The sequence below is a fragment of the Olsenella porci genome (assembly GCF_009695875.1).
Taxonomy (GTDB): domain Bacteria; phylum Actinomycetota; class Coriobacteriia; order Coriobacteriales; family Atopobiaceae; genus Olsenella_H; species Olsenella_H porci.
Map to the genome: position 1 here is coordinate 340,315 of NZ_VUNC01000001.1, position 18,840 is coordinate 359,154.

The following is an 18,840-nucleotide window of genomic DNA, read 5'->3' on the forward strand; positions in this document are numbered from 1 at the left end:
ACGCAGGAGATAAGAAATGGCAGAGACCGTTATCAGGAACGCGCGCAAGGTCCGCACCGGTGAGGTCATCTCGATCTCCGGCGACAAGACCATCACCGTGCAGATCACGTACCGCAAGCACCACCCCAAGTACGGCAAGATGATGACCGTGCACAAGAAGCTTCACTGCCACGACGAGAAGAACGAGTGCGGCCTTGGCGACACCGTTCGCGTCATGGAGACCAGGCCTCTCTCTAAGACCAAGCGTTGGCGCGTGATCGAGATCGTGGAGCGCGCCAAGTAAGGATTTGTCAGCCCATTACCAGCCATGTGCCTCGCAAGTGTGGTTGCACCTCTGGCTGGGATGAGTGTTCGGAGGAACAGCAATGATTCAGATGGAGACCATGCTCAACGTCGCTGACAACAGCGGCGCGAAGCGCGTCAAGTGCATCAAGGTCATGGGTGGCTCCAAGCGCCGTTATGCTGGCCTCGGCGACGTCATCATGTGCGCCGTCCAGGAGGCTCAGCCCGGCGGCCAGGTGAAGAAGGGTGACGTCGTCCGTTGCGTCATCGTCCGCACCGTAAAGGAGACCCGTCGCACGGACGGCAGCTACATCAAGTTCGACCAGAACGCCTGCGTCCTGGTCAACAAGGATGGCGAGCCCAAGGGCACCCGTATCTTCGGGCCCGTCGCCCGCGAGCTCCGCGATCGCAAGTACATGAAGATCGTCTCGCTCGCACCCGAGACGCTGTAGGGAGTGAGAGACGAATGGCAAAGATGAACGTGAGGACCGGAGACCAGGTCGAGGTCCTGTCCGGTAAGGACAAGGGCGTTCGCGGCGAGGTCATCAAGGCCATGCCGAAGGAGGGCAAGGTCGTCGTCCGTGGCGTCGCCATGGTCAAGAAGGCCCAGCGCCCCACACAGCAGAACGAGCAGGGTGGCATCATCCAGAAGGAGGCTGCCATCGACGTTTCCAACGTGGCCCTGGTCTGCCCCTCCTGCGGCCAGCACACCCGCGTTGGCCACGAGCGTGACGAGAACAACAAGCCCGTCCGCGTTTGCAAGAAGTGCGGCGCCAAGTTCTAAGGCTTGAAACAAGAAAAGTTGGGCCCCCTCCCACCGAGGGGGCCTTTTTTATCGCCAATTGTGTGGAGACTCTTCAAACCAGCATCAGCTGGCATCTGGGATGCAAGCAAGTAGTAGAGTGAAGAATCGCGTCTGTAGACGGGATAGGTATGTCTCGGACGCGTGGGTCCCCGGGCTTGCCAGGCTCGGGTCGTGCGAGACAGGACCCCGCACACAATCCCGCCAAGATCGAGAAGAAGGAGTTCACATGGCAGAGGATCAGAACTACGTACCGAGGCTCAAGACCCTGTACTTCGACACCATCCGTGACGAGCTGCAGAAGCAGTTCAACTACAAGAACGTCATGCAGATTCCCAAGATCGAGAAGATCGTCGTGAACATGGGCGTCGGCGAGGCCGCTACGGACTCCAAGGCCATCGAGGGTGCCGTTGCCGACCTGCGTGCCATCACCGGCCAGCAGCCGCTCGTGACGCACGCCCGCAAGTCCATCGCTACGTTCCACCTGCGCCAGGGTCAGGCCATTGGCGCCAAGGTCACCCTTCGCAGCGACCGCATGTACGAGTTCCTCGACCGTCTCATCGCCATCGCCATCCCCCGCATCCGCGACTTCCGTGGCATTAGCGCCAAGTCGTTCGATGGCCACGGCAACTTCTCCATGGGCGTGACCGAGCAGCTGATCTTCCCCGAGATCGACTTTGACAAGATCGACCACACCCGTGGAATGGACATCACCATCGTGACCACTGCCCAGACTGACGAGGAAGGCAAGGCGCTTCTCGACGCTTTCCACTTCCCGTTCAAGAAGGACTAGTCAATAGGTTGTACGTAGCCCCGGGATGGACCCGAGGCCTCTTCCTGAAGGAGGATTTGTGGCTAAGACATCGATGATCGTCAAGGCTTCGCGTGAGCCGAAGTACTCGACGCGCAAGCAGAACCGCTGCCAGCGCTGTGGGCGTCCCCACTCCGTCTATCGCAAGTTCGGCCTGTGCCGCGTGTGCTTCCGCGAGCTCGCGAGCAAGGGCGAGCTTCCTGGCGTCCGCAAGGCGAGCTGGTAGGCCAGGGCTCTCGCGTGTAGGCGTCCGGGCCATGGGCTCGGATGAACCAAACGCGCAGTTTCATCACTAACGAAGGAGAAGGAATCAATGAAGGTTACTGATCCCATCGCAGACATGCTGACGCGCATCCGTAACGCAAACTCCGCCGGCAAGCCCGAGGTGTCCATGCCCTCGAGCAAGGTGCTGGTCGAGATTGCCCGCGTCTTCTGCGAGGAGGGTTACATCGAGTCCTATGAGGTTGAGGACACCAAGCCTCAGAAGACCCTCCACATCAAGCTCAAGTACGGCGCACGTCGTGCCCGCGTTATCCAGGGCATCCGCCGCATCTCCAAGCTGGGCCTGCGCATCTACTCCTCCGCGGCTGACCTGCCGCGCGTTCGTGGCGGCCTCGGCACTGCCGTGATCTCCACCTCCAAGGGCATGATGTGCGACCGCGACGCCCGAAAGCTCGGCGTCGGCGGCGAGGTCATCTGCTACATCTGGTAACCCGCGGCAGGAATAGATAGGAGGAGACAATGTCTCGTATTGGTAAGAAGCCTGTCCAGATTACCGCTGGGGTCACTGTGACAGTCGAGGGTTCTCACGTTTCCGTCAAGGGCCCCAAGGGTGAGCTCGACCGCACCTTCTCCGAGCTCGTCACCATCAGCCAGGAGGGCGAGGAGATCCTCGTCACCCGTAACGACGAGTCCACCGACTCCAACGCTCAGCAGGGCCTGACCCGCACCCTCATCAGCAACATGGTCGAGGGTGTCTCCAAGGGCTTCGAGAAGAAGCTCGAGCTCACGGGCGTCGGCTACCGCGCCGCCCTCAAGGGCAAGGACCTTGACCTCTCCCTTGGCTACTCCCACCCCGTGATCTACGTCGCGCCCGAGGGCATCAGCTTCGAGGTCCCCGACAACACGCACATCGTCGTGAAGGGCATCTCCAAGGAGCAGGTCGGCCAGGTCGCCGCCGAGGTTCGCAGCAAGCGTCCCCCCGAGCCTTACAAGGGCAAGGGCATCCACTACGAGGGCGAGCACATCCGCAGGAAGCTTGGCAAGGCTGCCAAGTAGCCTCGTAGGTAAAGGGAGAAGACCAGCACCCCGTCAGGTGCTGGCAACTTGAAGGAGAAGTAATGGACAAGAACAAGGCAAAGCGTGCGGGTCTCAAGCGCCGTCAGCGCCGTGTCCGCGCCAAGATCTTTGGCACCGCGGAGCGTCCCCGCCTTTCCGTTCACCGCACCAACGCGAACATCTACGCCCAGGTGATCAACGACGTCGAGGGCAAGACCATCTGCTCTGCGTCCACCCTGTCGCCCGAGTTCAGGGAGACCGGCAAGCTCGGCTCCAACAAGGAGGCCGCGGAGTTCGTCGGCAAGCTCGTGGGCCAGCGTGCTCTCGAGGCCGGTGTGACCCAGGTCACCTTTGACCGCGGTGGTCACATCTACCACGGCCGCGTTCAGGCTCTCGCCGACGGTGCCCGTTCCGCGGGCCTGAAGTTCTAGGAGGAATTTAGATGCCACGTGATCGTAAGCGCCAGAATGACTCCGATCTTCAGGAGCGCGTAGTCTACATCCACCGTGTTTCCAAGACCGTCAAGGGCGGCCGTCGCATGACGCTCGTTGCCCTCGTGGTCGTGGGCGACGGTAAGGGCAATGTCGGCCTGGGCATGGGCCGCTCCACTGAGGTGCCTCTGGCAATCCAGAAGGGCGTCGACGACGCGAAGAAGAACATGTTCAAGGTTCCCGTCACCAAGGGTGGCTCGGTGCCTCACGCAATCGAGGGCAAGTTTGGCGCAGGCCGCGTTCTCATCAAGCCGGCCGTCGAGGGTACCGGCGTCATCGCTGGCGGCCCCGTCCGTCCGCTCTTCGAGCTTGCGGGCATCACCAACGTCACCGCCAAGTCCCTTGGCACCGACAACGCCCTCAACATCATCAAGGCCGCAGCCGAGGGCCTGAAGGGGCTCACCAGCCCTGAGCAGGCTGCCGAGCGCCGTGGCCTCACCACCAAGGAGCTCTTCGCAGGGAAGGGGGAGTAACCAATGGCTGACAAGAAGCTCACCGTCAAGCTCGTTCGCAGCGCTGTCTGCAACGTCAAGAAGGACCAGACCCGCACCTGCCGCGCCATGGGCCTCCGCAAGATCGGCGACACCTCCGTGCTGCCCGATAACCCGAGTGTTCGTGGAATGATCTTCAAGGTCAAGCACCTTGTCCAGGTCGAAGAGAACTAGGAGTCACCCAAATGCAGCTTCATGATCTTCACCCCGCGGAGGGCTCCAAGAAGGCCCGCAAGCGTGTAGGCCGCGGTAACTCCGCCGGCCAGGGTACGACTGCCGGTCGCGGCACCAAGGGCCAGCTCTCCCGTTCTGGCGGCGGCAAGGGCGTCGGCTTCGAGGGCGGCCAGACCCCGCTCGCGATGCGCCTCCCCAAGCTCCCCGGCTTCAAGAACCACAACCGTGTGGAGTACGCCCCCGTCAACGTGTCTCGCCTCGAGAAGCTCTACGAGGACGGCGAGACGGTCGACGCAGAGAGCCTTCTGGCCAAGGGCGTCATCAAGCACGACTACATCCCCGTCAAGGTGCTCGGTGACGGAGAGCTCACCAAGAAGCTCACCGTCAAGGTCGACAAGGTTTCCGCCTCTGCGAAGGCCAAGATCGAGGCGGCCGGAGGAAAGGTCGAGCAGGCGTGCTAAAGGGAATCGCCAACGCGTTCCGCATTCCTGAGCTTAGGAAGAAGATCCTGATCACCATCGGGATCCTCCTCCTCTATAGGCTTGGCGCCTATCTGCCGGCCCCCGGCGTGCCCTTCTCGAGCATGCTGAAGGCCTACCAGACCGCAGCGGCCGGCAGTGGTGCCATCGCCGTCCTCAACCTGTTCTCGGGCGGGGCGCTCTCTCGCGTCTCCGTCTTCAGCCTGGGCATCATGCCTTACATCACGGCGCAGATCATTCTCCAGATGTTCCAGGCCGTGATTCCCTCTCTTGGGGAGCTTGCCAAGGAGGGCGAGGCCGGCCAGCGCAAGATCACGCAGTACACCAGGTATCTCACGGTGCTTCTCGCCCTGATCAATGCCATCGGCTACCTCTTCCTCTTCAAGAGCTATGGCATCGACTTCTCCAACATGGGATTCCCCGAGATCATCGAGGACATCATCATCATCGGGGTGCTCCTCACTGGCGCCATCATCATCATGTGGCTCGGCGAGGTCATCACGCAGCGTGGCATCGGCAACGGCATGTCGCTGATCATCTTCGCGAACATCATGGCGGGGCTTCCCAATGCCCTCAGCAGCTCGGTCGCGACTTCCGGCACCGGTCTGCTCTGGACCATCATCACCCTCGTCGTGGTCATCGCGATCATTCCCGTGATTGTCTACATCGAGCGCGGGCAGCGTAGGATTCCCGTGCAGTATGCCAAGCGCGTGGTGGGTCGCCGCATGATGGGCGGACAGGCAACGTACCTTCCCGTCAAGGTGAACACGGCCGGCGTGGTACCCATCATCTTTGCCTCCGCGTTGCTGTACATTCCGGCGCAGCTCGCCATCTTCTTCCCCAACGTGGGATGGGTGCAGGGGTTCGCCAACGCAATCAGCACAGGTTGGATCAACTGGATCCTCTCCGTGGTTCTCATTGTGTTCTTCGCGTACTTCTACACCTCGATGGTGTTCAACCCAGACGAGACGGCCGACCAGCTTCGCAAGGCCGGCGGGTTCATTCCCGGCGTTCGTCCCGGTGGTGCAACGGCGGCATACATCAAGAACGTGCTGGACCACATCACGCTCCCTGGCGCCCTCTTCATGGCAGCGCTGGCCGTGATTCCTTCCATCCTGTTCACGATTACCGGCAATACGCTGATGCAGGCCTTTGGAGGGACTTCGGTGCTGATTCTGGTCGGTGTCGCAATGGACACGATCTCGCAGCTCGAGTCCCAGCTCAAGATGCACAACTACGAGGGCTTCTTCAAGTAGGCTCTTGCAGGGACGCAAGCATGGGACGGACGGGGCGTGTGCCTCGTCCGTCCCTTTTTCGTACGTTGACGTCTAGGGTGAGGCGAGCGGCGCTTCTCCCCGTTGAGGTCACGCCAATCGCGTTTGGCGGCTACACTAGGTGCAATGTCCCAACGGATGTGGCCTGGGTGTCTCCCGGGCGTCTTAAAGAGGAAGGCAATCGCATGAACATCGTTCTTTTGGGCGCCCCGGGCGCAGGCAAGGGAACCCAGGCGCAGAAGCTCGTCGAGGAGTACGGGCTCCCGCACATCTCGACCGGAGACCTGCTTAGGGCAGCGGTAAAGGCGCAGAGCGAGCTGGGCGTGAAGGCCAAGTCGTACATGGACGCCGGCCAGCTCGTCCCCGACGCCCTTGTGGTGGACCTCGTGAAGGAGCGCCTCTCGCAGGATGACGCCAAGGACGGGTTCATCCTCGACGGCTTCCCGCGTAATACCGCTCAGGCTGAGGTCCTTGATGCTGAGCTCTCGAAGGAGGGCCTCAAGCTGGACGCCGCCCTTCTCGTGAGCGTTAAGCCCGAGGTCATCGTCAAGCGCCTGAGCTCCCGTCGCACCTGCAAGAGCTGCGGCTACACCGCCCCGGCCGGCGTTGACACCTGCCCCCGCTGCGGTGGCGAGATGTACCAGCGTGACGATGACAAGCCCGAGACCATCCAGCGCCGACTGGACACCTACGAGCGCGAGACTGCGCCGCTCGTGGGGTACTACCGCGAGCACGGCATCCTCAAGGAGGTCGACGGCGACCGTCCCGTCGATGACGTGTATGCCGACGTCAAGGTGCTCTTGGGCCTATGATTCGAATCAAGAGTCCGGAGCAGATCGAGCAGATGAAGTCCGCGGGGTCCCTGTCTAAGGCGGCCCTCAGGCTTGCCGGCTCCATGGCAAAGCCCGGTGTGACCACAAAGGAGATCGACACTGCGGTCGAGCGCTTCATCAGGCTCCACGGCGCCATCCCCACCTTCAAGGGATACGGCGGCTTCCCGGGAAGCATCTGCGCCTCGGTAAACGAGCAGATCGTCCATGGCTTTCCCTCGCAGAAGGCGGTTCTTGCGGAGGGAGACATCCTGAGCGTAGATACCGGCGCCACGTTTGGCGGCTGGGTGGGTGACAACGCCTGGACGTTCGCCGTGGGAACCGTCTCGACCGAGGTCATGGGGCTGCTCGAGTGCACGCGTGACTGCCTCAAGGCTGCCATAGAGCAGGCGGTTCCCGGCAATCGCCTTGGGGACGTGGGCTTTGCGGTGCAGTCGCTCGCCGAGGAAAACGGGTACGGCGTCGTCCGCGAGTACGTTGGGCACGGCGTTGGCCACGAGATGCACGAGGACCCCAACGTCCCCAACTACGGCAAGCGGGGGAGAGGCGTCCGCCTTCAGGCGGGCATGGTCATAGCCATCGAGCCCATGATTACGCTGGGGACGTACTCCAACCACGTCCTGCCCAACGGCTGGACCGTGGTGACGGACGACGGCCTTCCCGCCGCGCACTTCGAGAATACCGTGGCAATTACCGACGATGGCCCGGTCATTCTCACCCAAGACGAGGATGGCCCCTGGTGTCAGTTGCAGGGTGGGGGGCAGTAGTCCCACGGAACGATGCGACGTCGTCGGGGTCGGTCCCATGGCAGGGCCGGTCCCGACGTTTACGTGTGTGCATGTCGTGCAACGTGGAATCGGCGTGAGATTTTCTGTATGATAATCAATCGCTGTGATTCACAGGGAGAAAGCGGGAACGGTGAGCAAGCAAGGCGGAATAGAGCTTGAGGGCACGGTCGTCGAGCCCCTGCCCAACGCAATGTTCAATGTCGAACTGGAGAATGGCAAGACCATCCTCTGCACCATCTCGGGCAAGATCAGGATGAACTACATCAGGATCCTTCCCGGCGACAAGGTCGTCGTGGAGATTTCTCCCTATGACCTCACCAGGGGACGCATCACCTACCGCTACAAGTAGGCGATCGTTCGCAACAGCCGGAATTCACGCCAGCGGCTGGGCGAGTAGATAGTTCGTATCAGCACTAACCGGAAGGAACAAGCAGATGAAGGTACGTCCTTCGGTCAAGAAGATGTGCGACAAGTGCAAGATCATTCGTCGCCATGGCAAGGTTTACGTGATCTGCGAGAACCCTCGCCACAAGCAGCGTCAGGGCTAAGAGAGGAGCTCGAAGTTGGCACGTATCAACGGCGTCGATCTGCCGCGTGAGAAGCGCGTCGAGATCGGTCTTACCTACCTGTACGGCATCGGCCACACCAGCGCCAAGAAGATCTGCGCGGAGACCGGTGTTGACCCCAGCACTCGCGTGAAGGACCTCACCGAGGAGGAAGTCACCAAGATTCGTGACTACATCGACGCGAACTTCACCACCGAGGGTGACCTTCGCCGCGAGGTCCGTCAGAACACCGCCCGCCTGATGGAGATTGGCTGCTACCGCGGCCTCCGTCACCGCAAGGGCCTCCCCGTCCACGGCCAGCGCACCCACACCAACGCGCGCACCCGCAAGGGCAAGCGTCGCCAGATCGGTGCAAAGAAGAAGGCCTAAGGGGAGAACAGCATGCCGCAGAAGAAGAACCAGCGCCAGCAGCACATCCGCCGCGCCGAGCGCAAGAACATCGCCGTGGGCCAGGCCCACATCAAGAGCACGTTCAACAACACGATCATCTCGATCACCGACCCCCAGGGCAACGTCATCGCCTGGCAGTCCGGTGGCACCGTCGGCTTCAAGGGCTCCCGCAAGAGCACCCCGTTCGCGGCTCAGGTCGCGGCCGAGGCGTGCGCAAAGGCAGCCATGGAGCACGGCCTTCACAGGGTGGCTGTGTTCGTGAAGGGTCCCGGCTCTGGCCGCGAGACCGCTATCCGTTCCCTCCAGGCCGCTGGCCTCGAGGTGTCGGGCATCCAGGACAAGACCCCCATTCCGCACAACGGTTGCCGTCCGTGCAAGCGTCGTCGCGTGTAGTAAGGAAGGACAGTAGCAATGGCAATTGATAGGACCCCTGTCCTCAAGAGGTGCCGCCAGCTTGACATCGACCCGATTGTCATGGGCATCAACAAGAAGTCCAACAGGCAGCCCAAGCGCACGCGTCGCCAGAAGAGCGAGTACGGCACGCAGCTCCAGGAGAAGCAGAAGGCCAAGTTCATCTACGGCGTTCTGGAGAAGCAGTTCCGCAGCTATTACGAGAAGGCCATCAAGGAGGAGGGCATTACGGGTGACAACCTGCTCTCCATCCTCGAGCGCCGCCTCGACAACGTCGTCTTCCGTCTCGGCTTTGCCCGCACCCGCAAGGAGGCCCGCCAGACCGTCTGCCACGGTCACATCACCGTCAACGGCAGGCGTGTGGACATTCCCTCCTACCAGGTGAAGGCCGGGGACGTCGTGGCCGTTGCCCCCAAGGCAAAGGACCTTCTCCCCATCAAGGAGGCCCTGGTCTCCTCCGAGCACATGGCCGTCCCCGCTTGGCTTGAGGTCGACGTGGAGAAGCTCAAGGGCACCGTCCTCCAGCTCCCCGTTCGCGATCAGATCGATCTTGACCTCGACCCCCAGCTCATCGTCGAGCTCTACTCCAAGTAAGTAAGGACGGTAGGAGGTTTTCATGGCAGAATTCATCCGGCCGCAGGTTACCGTGGAGGAAGTCTCCGAGAACGTCGCCCGCATCTCTGCGGAGCCGCTCGAGCGTGGCTATGGCGACACCCTTGGCAACTCCCTCAGGCGCGTGCTGCTGTCCTCGCTCGAGGGCGCTGCCGTCGAGGCTATCCAGATCGATGGCGTCCAGCACGAGTTCACCACGGTTCCCGGCGTGTACGAGGATGTTGTCGACATCGTCCTCAACGTCAAGGGCCTGGTGTTCCGCTCCATGGGTACGGGCGACGAGGCCACGGCCTCCATCTCCATCGACGGTCCCTGCACGGTGACCGGCGGCGACTTCAAGGTCCCCGCGGAGTTTGAGCTCATCAACAAGGATCAGGTCATCTGCACCCTTGGCGACGGCGCTCACCTCTCCATGCAGATGCGCATTGGCACTGGCCGCGGGTATGTCTCGGGCGATGACAACGAGCGCGAGGGCGATCCCATCGGCCTCATCCACGTTGACTCCCTGTACTCCCCGGTCAAGCGTTGCGCCAAGGCCGTCGAGCCCTGCCGCGTTGGCCAGCACACCAACTACGACCGCTTGGTTCTTGAGGTCGAGACGGACGGTTCCATCTCGCCTCGCGACGCGGTGGTCGAGGCTGCCAACATCGTCAACCAGCACATGAGCGCCTTCATGGGCCTGGCCGACGAGGAGGAGCCCGTCGAGGACGTCTCCATCTTCGCCAACGGCGAGGAGGAGGAGAACACCGAGCTTGACAAGCAGATCGAGGACCTGGACCTTTCCGTTCGCTCCTACAACTGCCTTAAGCGCGCTGGCATTCACAGCGTGAGGCAGCTCGTGGAGTTCTCTGAGAACGACCTGCTTAACATCCGCAACTTTGGCGTCAAGTCCATCGAGGAAGTCAAGGACAAGCTCGAGACCATGGGCCTGAGCCTCAAGGACTAGACAAACGCATTTCTTTAGAGGAGTTTCAAGACCATGAGACACAACAAGAAGAGGGGCATGAAGCTCGGCACCGATGCCGCCCACACCAAGGCAATGAAGAAGAGCCTTGTGTGCGCCCTGCTTGCCAACGACCGCATCAAGACCCTCGATGCCCGCGCCAAGGCAATCCGGCCTGACGTCGACAAGGTCATCACCTGGGCCAAGAAGGGCGACATTCACTCCCGTCGCCTCGCCATCGCCAAGGTTGGCGACAAGGAGGTCGTGCGCGAGGTCTTTGAGAAGGCCGCTCAGGGCGTGTGGGCAGACCGCAACGGCGGCTACACCCGCATCATGAAGCTTGGCCCCCGCAAGGGTGACGCCTCCGAGGTCGTCATCATCGAGCTCGTGACCGAGCCGGTTCAGCCCAAGGCAAAGAAGGCAGCTCCCGTCACCAAGGTGGAGCCCGTCAAGGTTGCCGAGGAGGCTGCGGAGCCCGAGAAGGCCGAGGAGCCTGCCGAGGAGACCGCCGAGGCCGAGGAGAAGGCCGAGTAGCCTTCTCTCACAATGTGAGATGTTCGAGGGAGGCCTGCGCGCGCGGGTCTCCCTCGCTTTTTATGGGCCAAGGCAGGAGGTGGAGCATGCTGGAGCTGAGCGACGTTTGCGTAACGCTACCCGCGGGAGGGAATCGCCACCGCGTGCTCGACCACGTATGCCTGGATGTCGCCCCTGGGGAGCGCGTTGCGCTTGTTGGGGCCAACGGCTCGGGAAAGTCGACGATCGCATGCGTGTGCAACGGGGCTCTGGTACCCAATGGCGGTGGCGTCTCGGTCGACGGGGTCGGCGGCCTGTCGCGCGACGAGCTCGCACGCCTGGTAGGGAGGGTGAGACAAGACCCTCAATCACAGATTGTGAGCTCCGTTGTGTGGGACGAGGTCTCGTTTGGCCCCAGGAACCTGGGATGGGCGCACGACCGCGTGGAGAGTGCGGTGGGGGAGGCCCTCCAGGAGTGCAACATAGCCCACCTGGCAGGTCGATCCACCGCGAGCCTCTCTGGGGGAGAGGCACAGCGCGTCGCGCTTGCGGGGGTGCTCGCCATGCATCCGTCGTACCTCGTGCTAGACGAGGCGTTGGCACAGCTTGACCCGGGGGCGAGGCGAGGGGTTCGCGGCATCGTGCGCGCGCTTCTCTCGCATGGCGTCGGAGTGCTGGACATCACGCACCTGGAGGAGGATGCGCTCTCGGCGGACAGGGTCGTCGTCCTGGACGCTGGGAGAGTCGTTTGGGAGGGTAGGCCATGGGAGCTCGCGGCGAGCGGAAGCGTGGTGCGTCTCTCCGGCTTGCAGGGAGGGCGCCTGAGGGCCCTTGAGGCGCTTGGATGGCCGTCCCTTGGTGCAGATGCCCCCTGGCCTCCTGATGCCGGGAAACTGGCTCTGATGGCCTCAGAGGGCGGCTTGGAGCGAGAGCTGTCTGACGCCTGCCTTCTGGTGCAGGGCGAGCCCAAGGCAGCAGGCAAGGGTGCGCGTGGCCTCAGTCTGGACGGGGTCACGGTCTCGTACGAGGCAGAGAAGCCGGCGCTTGCCAGCGCAACCCTTCGCGTCGAGCCAGGGCACGTGTGCCTGGTGGTCGGGCCCTCGGGCTCGGGGAAGAGCACCCTTGCGCTGGCCGCCTCCGGCCTCGTTGGCCCGGACTCCGGGGCCGTCACCCTCGACGGCTCCCCCGTGCGCCCGGGCGACGTCGGGCTGGCGTTCCAGAGGCCCGAGAACCAACTGTTTTGCGCGACGGCGTTGGAGGACGTCGCCTTTGGCCCGCTCAACCGGGGCCAGTCGCGCGAGTGGGCGCTCGCCAAGGCCCGGGATGCCCTGGGGCTGCTGGGTGTTGGCCCGGATCTGTGGGATCGCGCGCCCCTCTCGCTTTCCGGGGGAGAGAGGCGCCGCGTCGCGCTCGCGGGCGTCGTGGCCATGGGGCAGGCCGCCTTCGTGTTCGACGAGCCCACCGCCGGCCTCGACGGCCCGTCGCGCAGCCTGATGCGCAACCTCGTGCGAAGGCTCGCGGAGCGGGGCGCCGCCATCCTCGTTGTGACGCATGACGTGGGGGAGTGGCTCCCCGTCGCAACGGATGGCTGCCTGCTGCGGGCGGGGTCGGTTGCGTGGTCCGGCCCGGCGTGCGGACTCCTCGACCCCGCGACGTACGAGCGCGCGGGCATGGAGCCGCCCTTCGAGGCCCAGCTGTGGGAGGCCCTCCATGGGTAGGACACTCGCGATAGGGACCTACCTGGAGCGCAGGACCTGGCTTCATGGGGTGGAGCCGGAGGCAAAGGCGATTGCCCTTCTCCTCCTCACCATCGCGACGTTTGGCGCGCGCGGCCCCCTGGGACTCGCGCTGGTTGCCGCGGAGCTCGTCGCGGGAGTCGTCACCTGCCACGTAAGCCCCCGCACGGTGGCGAGGGCGATTGCCCCAACTGCCGTCGTCCTTGCGTTTGCGCTGCTCGCCAACGCGCTTGTGGTGGATGGCTCCGGCGACGTCGCCCTCGCTGGGAGGCTGGGCGTGTCGATCGCGGGTGCCACGCGCGGCGCCTTCGCCGTTGCGAGGATCGTGTTGCTGGTGGGCCTGGTCTGCCTGGTGTCGTCGACCACGACGGCGCCACAGCTTGCGGATGGGCTGGTTCGTCTGCTCGCGCCGCTCGGGGCGGCGGGGGTGCCCGTGGGGGACGTGGCGATGGTTGTCTCGCTTGCCCTGCGCCTGATTCCCGAGACCGTGGGGGAGTTCGACCGTATCGTGCTCGCCCAGCGCGCCCGAGGCGTGCGGTTTGACGAGGGGGGTCCCCTGCGAAGGCTGGGAAGGTACGCCTCGGTGGTGATTCCGCTGACCGTGGCGCTGTTCCAGCGTTCGGACGACCTTGCCGGTGCAATGCGAGACCGCTGCTACTCGGGAAGGGCGCCGGAGCGAGCTCGTTGGGGGACGTGGTCATGCTGCCTGGTGGCGCTTGCGGCGCTGACGATGGTGGCTTGCCTGTGGCTGGCATAGGCGGGTAGGATTTCTCGGATGCTTGGCGAGAGGGGATGGGCGAGATGTGCGAGGGCCAGGGGTGCGAGGCCATGGGGCCGGGGACGCTCGTTGTCTGCGTGGGCTACCGCGGCGAGGGGTTCAGCGGCTTTGCGGAGCAGCCCGGCCAGCGCACGGTCGCCGGTGAGCTGCGCCACGCGCTCCAGACCGCGCTTCGTCGCCCCGTAGAGCTTGCCTGCGCCGGAAGGACCGACGCCGGCGTGAGCGCCCTGGCACAGTACGTGAGCGTTCCCCTCGCCCCGGGCGAGGGCGAGCTGGCGGGACACCGCCTGTGGTCGTCGCTGGTCGCCCTCACGCCCGACGACGTCTCGGTGAGGGGCATCTATCGGGCCGCCCCGGGCTTCTCCGCCCGCTTTGACGCCACGTCGCGCGCCTACCGCTACCGCATCGCCTGCGGTCCAGCCCGGCCCGTGATGGCGTGGGACCACGCCTGGTGGCTGCGCTCGTCGGAGCTCGACGTGGACGCCATGAACCGGGCGGCCCGTCCGCTGCTGGGCGAGCACGACTTCGCGAGCTTCTGCAAGGCCAGCTCGGCGCAGCTCCTGCGCCAGGACGGCAGGTCAACCTCGCGGTTCCTCTCGCGCGTGGAGGTCTCGCGCGTCACCGAGGCGGGCGAGGACCTGGTGGCGGTGGACGTGGAGGGCAACGCCTTCCTGCACAACATGGTCAGGGCCATAACGGGGACCCTCGTGGAGGTCGGCCGCGGCCATCGCGACGCCGCTTGGGTCTCGTCGGCGCTGGAGGCGCGCGACCGCAGGGCTGCAGGCCCCACCGCACCGGCGCGCGGGCTCACCTTCGAGTCGGTCAGCTATCCGCAAGGCGCACTCGTCCCCTGGGAGTAGGGGAGAGGGTCGCCCCCGTCTCCCCCAAACCATTCCCGCAGGCAGCTGGTGTCATCGCTCTCGCCTCGGGGGTGACCTCGCTCATGCCGTCACGGCCCGTGTTGTGCCACTAGTGGGCGCGCGTCCCTTCGCGCCAGATGGCAAACGCTCCAGGCGACGGCCTGCCCTTCTCTCCTCCAATATGTGTCGGTTTTGTGCAAACATGCACGGCTGTGGGAATTAGAATACCCTCATAAACCGTTAAACAGTGCCATTTAACTGCGAAAACATAAGCACATAGGTACATGGGAGCATATGCTCATATATTGGATAAGAAAGCGAAGTGAACCATGGACGTCATCATCGACGCACTGATCGACTCGCTCAAGGACACCCTCGAGCTCGTGCCCTTCCTCTTCCTCACCTACCTCGCCATGGAGGCCCTGGAGCACGGCATGGCGGGCAGGACCGAGGACATCATCCGCAGAGCCGACAAGTCCGGCCCCATCGTCGGGGCGCTCCTTGGCGCCTTGCCCCAGTGCGGCTTCTCGGCGATGGCCGGCACGCTCTACGCCGGCGGCGTCGTGACCGTGGGGACGCTGGTGGCGGTCATCCTCTCCACCTCGGACGAGATGATCCCCGTGTTCATCGCGCACCAGGAACCCGCGTCGCGCCTCCTCTCCATTGTGGGGGTCAAGGTCGTTGCGGGCATGGCGGTCGGCCTTGCGCTGGACGCGGTGCTGCGCCTGACGCACCGCTCCGGTGACGGCCACGCCCACATACACGAGCTCTGCGACCGCGCGCACTGCCACTGCGACGACGAGCTGGGGGAGAGTGACGCCGCACACGATGCCGCGGCCGCATCCGACGGCGCGGAGGGCCACCATCACGCCCATGCCCACCACGCCGCCTGGGGCATCGTGCGAAGCGCAGCCATCCACACCGTCGAGGTGACCTTCTTCATCTTCCTGGTGACCCTCGCCTTTGGCCTGGTGTTCTCCCTGGTGGGCCAGAACGCCATAGGGGAGTTCCTGGGCGTCCACCCCGTGCGCGCCACGTTCCTGGCAGCGCTGATCGGCCTCATCCCCAACTGCGGAGCCTCGGTGGTCATCGCCGAGCTGTACCTGGACGGCTCCCTCGCTGCCGGCCCCATGCTCGCCGGGTTGCTCGTCTCGGGCGGCATGGGGCTCCTGGTGCTGTTTCGCACCAATCCCGACATGCGCAAGAACGTAACGGTCACCCTGTTCGTCTATGCGGTGGGGGTTGCGGTCGGGCTGCTAGCCAACGCTCTGGGTATAGTCTTCTGAACTGGAGGGGAGCGTGCCCAAGGGGCGGCAAGGGGGATGGATGCACCAGCCAAGGAAGAGGGAGAGGTTCGAGCGCACCGACGTCCCGCGGGATAACCCGCACCGCACGCAGATTGCCATCGCGGTCCTGGTGGCGGTCGCCGTTGGTCTGGCCCTCCTGGTGCACGGGCTGTGGGAGCGCGCAAACGCGAGCACCCACGTGGGCAACCAGACCCTGAGCGCTGCCATCGGCGAGCAGAGCGAGACAACGGCGGCGGACGGCTACACCGTCTCGAACGACGTGTTCACCAACGTGCTCATGCTCACGGTGGATGACATCGAGGCCGACTCGCCGCAGCTCCAGAAGGCGCAGCTGCTGGTGATGGACGCGTCCACCCACAAGGGCTATCTGGTTACCATCCCGCTCGACACCAAGGTGAGCGTCAACGGAAGCGACACCACGCTCGCATCGTGCTACGACTCGCAGGGTGCCGCGGGCTGCCTTGCACCCCTCTCCACGGCGACCAACGTGAAGGTGTCCCACGTGGTGGTTGCCACCGATGCCGTGTGGGAGAAGATCGCGTCGTTCAAGGGCTCGGGCCTCTCCGCCATACTGGGGAGCTCGGCGGACATCCTCAAGACCCTCGAGACCGACATGAGCATGGGGGACGTCACGGATACCGCCGAGCTGCTGCAGTCCATCGGCGTGGGCAACTTCTCCAAGCAAGATGCCCCTGGATCCGAGGGCGACGACGGCTCGGGCGGCACCTGGTTTACGGTCGACGCCACCACGCTCGGCGTCAACGTCGGCCTCCTCACGGCCAACGCGTAGGGTGCCGACCAGGCGGGGCATCCCCTCTCGCCTGCCCATGACGCGGTTTTGTAATCTGGATGCTTCATCTTCCCATCACAACGCATGGCGAGGGGTGGGGGATAATTCAGAAACGCGGCGCCCATCGGCGCAGCAAACTGCAAGCGTTCGGGACACGCGGTCGGGGGAATTCCTGGGATGACACCCAAGGCGCCAAAGATTTCGGTCATCATGCCCGCCTACAACGTCGACAAGTACGTCGCGCGCGCGGTGAGCAGCATCCAGAACCAGACGCTCGAGGACTTCGAGCTGCTGGTGGTGGACGACGGGTCCAAGGACCGCACCGGGTCCATACTCGACTCCATCGCCGAGCGCGACATCCGCGTGACGGTGTTCCACCGGCAGAACGGCGGAGCTCCGGCGGCGCGCAACTACGCCCTCGACCACGCCCACGGCAAGTACGTGGTCTTCTTTGACGCGGACGACTGGGCCGAGCCCCGCATGCTGCAGGACATGTACGAGATGTGCGAGAAGGACCACCTGCAGCTGGCCATCGCGGCGTTCTACATCGACACCTACTACGGGTCCGAGGGCGAGCACACCGAGGAGGTCAAGGGCTGCCCCACGCGGATCTATCCCACGCAGCAGGAGTTCCGCGCCGGCGCGTGGAAGCTGTTTGACAAGAACCTCCTCTACACGCCCTGGAACAAGATGTTCCTCCGTTCGCGCATCGAGGAGATAGACATCCGCTTCAAGCCCACCTTCTGGGACGACTTCCCCTTCGTGCTCGACTACATCCGCGACGTGGAGCGCGTGGGCAACACCCAGACCGCCTACTATCACTTCATTCGCCAGCGCAGCGAGTCCGAGACCTCACGCTGGCGCCCCAACATGTACCAGAAGCGCGAGGAGGAGCACGGCTGGATGCTCGACCTCTATCGCCACTGGGGGCTCGACGGCGACCCGGCGAGCATGGAGATGGTCCAGCGTAGGTATGTGGAGCGTCTGATTGGATGCATAGAGAACGTCTGCAATCCAATGTGCGATCTCGACCAGAAGCAGAAGTTGGCCGAGATTGACCGCATGATCAACAGCGAGCGCGCGCAGCTGGCGGTGGCGGTGGCGCAGCCGCAGTCCAAGATGATGGCGATGATGCTGCAGCCCATCCGCTCGCGCAACGTCAACCTGGCCTACCAGGAGGGCCGCCTCATCAGCTTCGTCAAGCGGCACAACACCAAGATGTTCGCCACCCTCAAGGCCAACAGGTAGGGCTGGGGGAGAGGGGCGTTCCTTCTCTCTTCAAGCTCGTTTGCACGCACGCAAGGCGGCCCCGGGCCCTCATTCGAGAGGTCCGGGGCCGCCTTCGTCGCGTTCTCGTATGTCTAGGCCTTCACGCCATATTGCTCGTAGTAGGCATCGAGCGCCGCCTTCGTCGCGTCGTCGATGACCACGCGACCGTCCACCTCGTGGTTGTGGAGCGCCAGCGTGACCTCCTCCATGGTGACGATGGAGCTCACGGGGAAGCCGTAGCGATCCTGGATCTCCTCCTGTGCGGTCTTGACCCCGCCGCGCCCCACCTCCATGCGGTTGAGCGAGACCATGAGGCCCACGACCTCAACGTTTGCCGCCGCCTTGAGCTTGGGGTAGGTCTCGTCGATGGACTTGCCCGAGGTCGTCACGTCCTCCACGATCACCACGCGGTCGCCGTCGTGGAGCTCGGCGCCCAGCAGCTGGCCCTTGTCGGCACCGTGGTCCTTGACCTCCTTGCGGTCGCTGCAGTAGCGGGCCTCCTTGCCGTACAGCTCGTCGAGCGCTATGCAGGTCACGACCGAGAGGGGGATGCCCTTGTAGGCGGGGCCAAACACCACGTCAAAGTCGAGGCCAAAGCTCTTCTCGATGGCCTGCGCGTAGAAGCGCCCCAGCTGGTGGAGCTGGGCTCCCGTCACATAGGCGCCGGCGTTCATGAAGAAGGGGGACTGTCGTCCGCTCTTTAGCGTGAACTGACCAAACTTGAGCACGTCGCTCTGGACCATGAAGTGGATGAAGTCGCGCTTGTAGTCTTCCATGCAGGCTCCCCTTATTGGTTTATCTAGAACGCTGAACGAAACGTTACGGCTTAGCGTCAAAAGTCATTCTAGCGCGCGAAAACCGTTCGCCGCCCAATTGGCTACGGTTAGGATTATTGAATAGTTCCTACTGTCTTGTTGGTCATATTGTGCAGGTGTCCACGCATGTTCGCTTGGGCAAACATAGGG

Annotated in this window: 28 protein-coding genes; 27 read left to right on the forward strand and 1 reads right to left on the reverse strand. The window is 63.8% G+C overall.

From position 1 onward, the window contains the following. Nucleotides 1-16 precede the first annotated feature (16 nt). From rpsQ to FYJ68_RS01685, 27 genes are all read left to right on the forward strand, one after another. The gene (rpsQ, locus tag FYJ68_RS01555; RefSeq protein ID WP_154433549.1) at nucleotides 17-283 is read left to right on the forward strand and encodes a 30S ribosomal protein S17; all 267 of its coding nucleotides are present in this window, start codon (nucleotides 17-19) and stop codon (nucleotides 281-283) included. 82 nt (nucleotides 284-365) lie between these two features. After that, nucleotides 366-734, forward strand: a complete 369-nt coding sequence (gene rplN / locus FYJ68_RS01560) for a 50S ribosomal protein L14 (protein WP_154433550.1) — start codon at nucleotides 366-368, stop codon at nucleotides 732-734. A 14-nt stretch (nucleotides 735-748) separates the two neighbouring features. Beyond that, a complete protein-coding gene (gene rplX, locus FYJ68_RS01565) occupies nucleotides 749-1,066 on the forward strand; it encodes a 50S ribosomal protein L24 (RefSeq protein WP_154433551.1) in 318 nt (105 codons plus the stop codon). A gap of 247 nt (nucleotides 1,067-1,313) precedes the next feature. Beyond that, the gene (rplE, locus tag FYJ68_RS01570; protein WP_154433552.1) at nucleotides 1,314-1,877 is read left to right on the forward strand and encodes a 50S ribosomal protein L5; all 564 of its coding nucleotides are present in this window, start codon (nucleotides 1,314-1,316) and stop codon (nucleotides 1,875-1,877) included. A 58-nt stretch (nucleotides 1,878-1,935) separates the two neighbouring features. Continuing rightward, the gene (locus FYJ68_RS01575; RefSeq protein WP_058271077.1) at nucleotides 1,936-2,121 is read left to right on the forward strand and encodes a type Z 30S ribosomal protein S14; all 186 of its coding nucleotides are present in this window, start codon (nucleotides 1,936-1,938) and stop codon (nucleotides 2,119-2,121) included. Between the two features lie 87 nt (nucleotides 2,122-2,208). Beyond that, the gene (gene rpsH, locus FYJ68_RS01580; RefSeq protein ID WP_154433553.1) at nucleotides 2,209-2,607 is read left to right on the forward strand and encodes a 30S ribosomal protein S8; all 399 of its coding nucleotides are present in this window, start codon (nucleotides 2,209-2,211) and stop codon (nucleotides 2,605-2,607) included. Nucleotides 2,608-2,636: 29 nt separating this feature from the next. Further along, on the forward strand, nucleotides 2,637-3,173 hold the full coding sequence (gene rplF / locus FYJ68_RS01585; RefSeq protein ID WP_154433554.1) for a 50S ribosomal protein L6: 537 nt from the start codon (nucleotides 2,637-2,639) through the stop codon (nucleotides 3,171-3,173). A gap of 62 nt (nucleotides 3,174-3,235) precedes the next feature. Beyond that, complete coding sequence (rplR, locus tag FYJ68_RS01590; protein WP_154433555.1) at nucleotides 3,236-3,604, forward strand: 50S ribosomal protein L18; 369 nt, start codon at nucleotides 3,236-3,238, stop codon at nucleotides 3,602-3,604. Nucleotides 3,605-3,615: 11 nt separating this feature from the next. Then, nucleotides 3,616-4,137, forward strand: a complete 522-nt coding sequence (gene rpsE, locus FYJ68_RS01595) for a 30S ribosomal protein S5 (protein ID WP_154433556.1) — start codon at nucleotides 3,616-3,618, stop codon at nucleotides 4,135-4,137. Nucleotides 4,138-4,140: 3 nt separating this feature from the next. Then, a complete protein-coding gene (gene rpmD, locus FYJ68_RS01600) occupies nucleotides 4,141-4,329 on the forward strand; it encodes a 50S ribosomal protein L30 (RefSeq protein WP_154433557.1) in 189 nt (62 codons plus the stop codon). An 11-nt stretch (nucleotides 4,330-4,340) separates the two neighbouring features. Continuing rightward, nucleotides 4,341-4,790: a 50S ribosomal protein L15 gene (gene rplO / locus FYJ68_RS01605; RefSeq protein WP_154433558.1), complete on the forward strand. Its 450-nt coding sequence runs from the start codon at nucleotides 4,341-4,343 to the stop codon at nucleotides 4,788-4,790. After that, complete coding sequence (secY, locus tag FYJ68_RS01610; RefSeq protein ID WP_326832151.1) at nucleotides 4,784-6,064, forward strand: preprotein translocase subunit SecY; 1,281 nt, start codon at nucleotides 4,784-4,786, stop codon at nucleotides 6,062-6,064. The genes rplO and secY overlap by 7 nt, the downstream gene beginning before the upstream one ends. A gap of 203 nt (nucleotides 6,065-6,267) precedes the next feature. Continuing rightward, a complete protein-coding gene (locus tag FYJ68_RS01615) occupies nucleotides 6,268-6,894 on the forward strand; it encodes an adenylate kinase (protein WP_154433559.1) in 627 nt (208 codons plus the stop codon). Next, nucleotides 6,891-7,679 carry a type I methionyl aminopeptidase gene (gene map, locus FYJ68_RS01620; protein ID WP_154433560.1) on the forward strand — a complete coding sequence of 263 codons (789 nt, stop codon included), beginning with the start codon at nucleotides 6,891-6,893 and terminating at the stop codon, nucleotides 7,677-7,679. Before FYJ68_RS01615 ends, map begins: the two co-directional genes overlap by 4 nt. 151 nt (nucleotides 7,680-7,830) lie before the next feature. After that, complete coding sequence (infA, locus tag FYJ68_RS01625; protein WP_326832152.1) at nucleotides 7,831-8,049, forward strand: translation initiation factor IF-1; 219 nt, start codon at nucleotides 7,831-7,833, stop codon at nucleotides 8,047-8,049. An 85-nt stretch (nucleotides 8,050-8,134) separates the two neighbouring features. After that, on the forward strand, nucleotides 8,135-8,248 hold the full coding sequence (gene rpmJ / locus FYJ68_RS01630; protein WP_013252436.1) for a 50S ribosomal protein L36: 114 nt from the start codon (nucleotides 8,135-8,137) through the stop codon (nucleotides 8,246-8,248). Between the two features lie 15 nt (nucleotides 8,249-8,263). Continuing rightward, entirely contained in the window at nucleotides 8,264-8,635 is a 372-nt protein-coding gene (rpsM, locus tag FYJ68_RS01635; RefSeq protein WP_154433561.1) for a 30S ribosomal protein S13, read from the forward strand. Nucleotides 8,636-8,647: 12 nt separating this feature from the next. Next, nucleotides 8,648-9,049, forward strand: coding sequence for a 30S ribosomal protein S11 (gene rpsK / locus FYJ68_RS01640; RefSeq protein ID WP_154433562.1), 402 nt, complete (start codon nucleotides 8,648-8,650; stop codon nucleotides 9,047-9,049). An 18-nt stretch (nucleotides 9,050-9,067) separates the two neighbouring features. Further along, on the forward strand, nucleotides 9,068-9,661 hold the full coding sequence (rpsD, locus tag FYJ68_RS01645) for a 30S ribosomal protein S4 (protein WP_154433563.1): 594 nt from the start codon (nucleotides 9,068-9,070) through the stop codon (nucleotides 9,659-9,661). A 22-nt stretch (nucleotides 9,662-9,683) separates the two neighbouring features. Beyond that, the gene (locus FYJ68_RS01650) at nucleotides 9,684-10,625 is read left to right on the forward strand and encodes a DNA-directed RNA polymerase subunit alpha (protein WP_154433564.1); all 942 of its coding nucleotides are present in this window, start codon (nucleotides 9,684-9,686) and stop codon (nucleotides 10,623-10,625) included. A 33-nt stretch (nucleotides 10,626-10,658) separates the two neighbouring features. Then, on the forward strand, nucleotides 10,659-11,156 hold the full coding sequence (gene rplQ / locus FYJ68_RS01655) for a 50S ribosomal protein L17 (RefSeq protein ID WP_154433565.1): 498 nt from the start codon (nucleotides 10,659-10,661) through the stop codon (nucleotides 11,154-11,156). An 86-nt stretch (nucleotides 11,157-11,242) separates the two neighbouring features. Further along, nucleotides 11,243-12,853 carry an ABC transporter ATP-binding protein gene (locus FYJ68_RS01660; RefSeq protein WP_195837673.1) on the forward strand — a complete coding sequence of 537 codons (1,611 nt, stop codon included), beginning with the start codon at nucleotides 11,243-11,245 and terminating at the stop codon, nucleotides 12,851-12,853. Further along, nucleotides 12,846-13,628, forward strand: coding sequence for an energy-coupling factor transporter transmembrane component T family protein (locus FYJ68_RS01665; RefSeq protein ID WP_195837674.1), 783 nt, complete (start codon nucleotides 12,846-12,848; stop codon nucleotides 13,626-13,628). The genes FYJ68_RS01660 and FYJ68_RS01665 overlap by 8 nt, the downstream gene beginning before the upstream one ends. Before the next feature lie 35 nt (nucleotides 13,629-13,663). Beyond that, a complete protein-coding gene (gene truA, locus FYJ68_RS01670) occupies nucleotides 13,664-14,509 on the forward strand; it encodes a tRNA pseudouridine(38-40) synthase TruA (RefSeq protein ID WP_195837675.1) in 846 nt (281 codons plus the stop codon). Nucleotides 14,510-14,838: 329 nt separating this feature from the next. After that, nucleotides 14,839-15,795, forward strand: coding sequence for a putative manganese transporter (locus FYJ68_RS01675; RefSeq protein WP_154433568.1), 957 nt, complete (start codon nucleotides 14,839-14,841; stop codon nucleotides 15,793-15,795). A gap of 40 nt (nucleotides 15,796-15,835) precedes the next feature. Beyond that, nucleotides 15,836-16,606, forward strand: a complete 771-nt coding sequence (locus FYJ68_RS01680) for a hypothetical protein (RefSeq protein ID WP_154433569.1) — start codon at nucleotides 15,836-15,838, stop codon at nucleotides 16,604-16,606. Nucleotides 16,607-16,783: 177 nt separating this feature from the next. Next, nucleotides 16,784-17,854, forward strand: a complete 1,071-nt coding sequence (locus tag FYJ68_RS01685) for a glycosyltransferase family 2 protein (protein ID WP_154433570.1) — start codon at nucleotides 16,784-16,786, stop codon at nucleotides 17,852-17,854. A 113-nt stretch (nucleotides 17,855-17,967) separates the two neighbouring features. Here the strand turns inward: FYJ68_RS01685 and pyrE are convergent, their stop codons facing one another. Continuing rightward, on the reverse strand, nucleotides 17,968-18,651 hold the full coding sequence (gene pyrE / locus FYJ68_RS01690; protein ID WP_154433571.1) for an orotate phosphoribosyltransferase: 684 nt from the start codon (nucleotides 18,649-18,651) through the stop codon (nucleotides 17,968-17,970). Nucleotides 18,652-18,840: the final 189 nt, after the last annotated feature.

Bases quoted from the DNA above. Each gene is read 5' to 3' on its own strand.
- rplX (WP_154433551.1), top strand. From the start codon at position 749: ATGGCAAAGATGAACGTGAGGACCGGAGACCAGGTCGAGGTCCTGTCC.
- FYJ68_RS01665 (WP_195837674.1), top strand. From the start codon at position 12,846: ATGGGTAGGACACTCGCGATAGGGACCTACCTGGAGCGCAGGACCTGG.
- rplQ (WP_154433565.1), top strand. From the start codon at position 10,659: ATGAGACACAACAAGAAGAGGGGCATGAAGCTCGGCACCGATGCCGCC.
- rplN (WP_154433550.1), top strand. From the start codon at position 366: ATGATTCAGATGGAGACCATGCTCAACGTCGCTGACAACAGCGGCGCG.
- rplF (WP_154433554.1), top strand. From the start codon at position 2,637: ATGTCTCGTATTGGTAAGAAGCCTGTCCAGATTACCGCTGGGGTCACT.
- FYJ68_RS01615 (WP_154433559.1), top strand. From the start codon at position 6,268: ATGAACATCGTTCTTTTGGGCGCCCCGGGCGCAGGCAAGGGAACCCAG.
- rpsE (WP_154433556.1), top strand. From the start codon at position 3,616: ATGCCACGTGATCGTAAGCGCCAGAATGACTCCGATCTTCAGGAGCGC.
- truA (WP_195837675.1), top strand. From the start codon at position 13,664: ATGGGCGAGATGTGCGAGGGCCAGGGGTGCGAGGCCATGGGGCCGGGG.
- pyrE (WP_154433571.1), bottom strand. From the start codon at position 18,651: ATGGAAGACTACAAGCGCGACTTCATCCACTTCATGGTCCAGAGCGAC.
- rpsK (WP_154433562.1), top strand. From the start codon at position 8,648: ATGCCGCAGAAGAAGAACCAGCGCCAGCAGCACATCCGCCGCGCCGAG.
- rpmD (WP_154433557.1), top strand. From the start codon at position 4,141: ATGGCTGACAAGAAGCTCACCGTCAAGCTCGTTCGCAGCGCTGTCTGC.
- map (WP_154433560.1), top strand. From the start codon at position 6,891: ATGATTCGAATCAAGAGTCCGGAGCAGATCGAGCAGATGAAGTCCGCG.
- rplO (WP_154433558.1), top strand. From the start codon at position 4,341: ATGCAGCTTCATGATCTTCACCCCGCGGAGGGCTCCAAGAAGGCCCGC.
- rplR (WP_154433555.1), top strand. From the start codon at position 3,236: ATGGACAAGAACAAGGCAAAGCGTGCGGGTCTCAAGCGCCGTCAGCGC.
- rpsQ (WP_154433549.1), top strand. From the start codon at position 17: ATGGCAGAGACCGTTATCAGGAACGCGCGCAAGGTCCGCACCGGTGAG.
- FYJ68_RS01685 (WP_154433570.1), top strand. From the start codon at position 16,784: ATGACACCCAAGGCGCCAAAGATTTCGGTCATCATGCCCGCCTACAAC.
- rpsD (WP_154433563.1), top strand. From the start codon at position 9,068: ATGGCAATTGATAGGACCCCTGTCCTCAAGAGGTGCCGCCAGCTTGAC.
- rplE (WP_154433552.1), top strand. From the start codon at position 1,314: ATGGCAGAGGATCAGAACTACGTACCGAGGCTCAAGACCCTGTACTTC.
- FYJ68_RS01675 (WP_154433568.1), top strand. From the start codon at position 14,839: ATGGACGTCATCATCGACGCACTGATCGACTCGCTCAAGGACACCCTC.
- FYJ68_RS01680 (WP_154433569.1), top strand. From the start codon at position 15,836: ATGCACCAGCCAAGGAAGAGGGAGAGGTTCGAGCGCACCGACGTCCCG.
- FYJ68_RS01650 (WP_154433564.1), top strand. From the start codon at position 9,684: ATGGCAGAATTCATCCGGCCGCAGGTTACCGTGGAGGAAGTCTCCGAG.
- rpmJ (WP_013252436.1), top strand. From the start codon at position 8,135: ATGAAGGTACGTCCTTCGGTCAAGAAGATGTGCGACAAGTGCAAGATC.
- FYJ68_RS01660 (WP_195837673.1), top strand. From the start codon at position 11,243: ATGCTGGAGCTGAGCGACGTTTGCGTAACGCTACCCGCGGGAGGGAAT.
- rpsH (WP_154433553.1), top strand. From the start codon at position 2,209: ATGAAGGTTACTGATCCCATCGCAGACATGCTGACGCGCATCCGTAAC.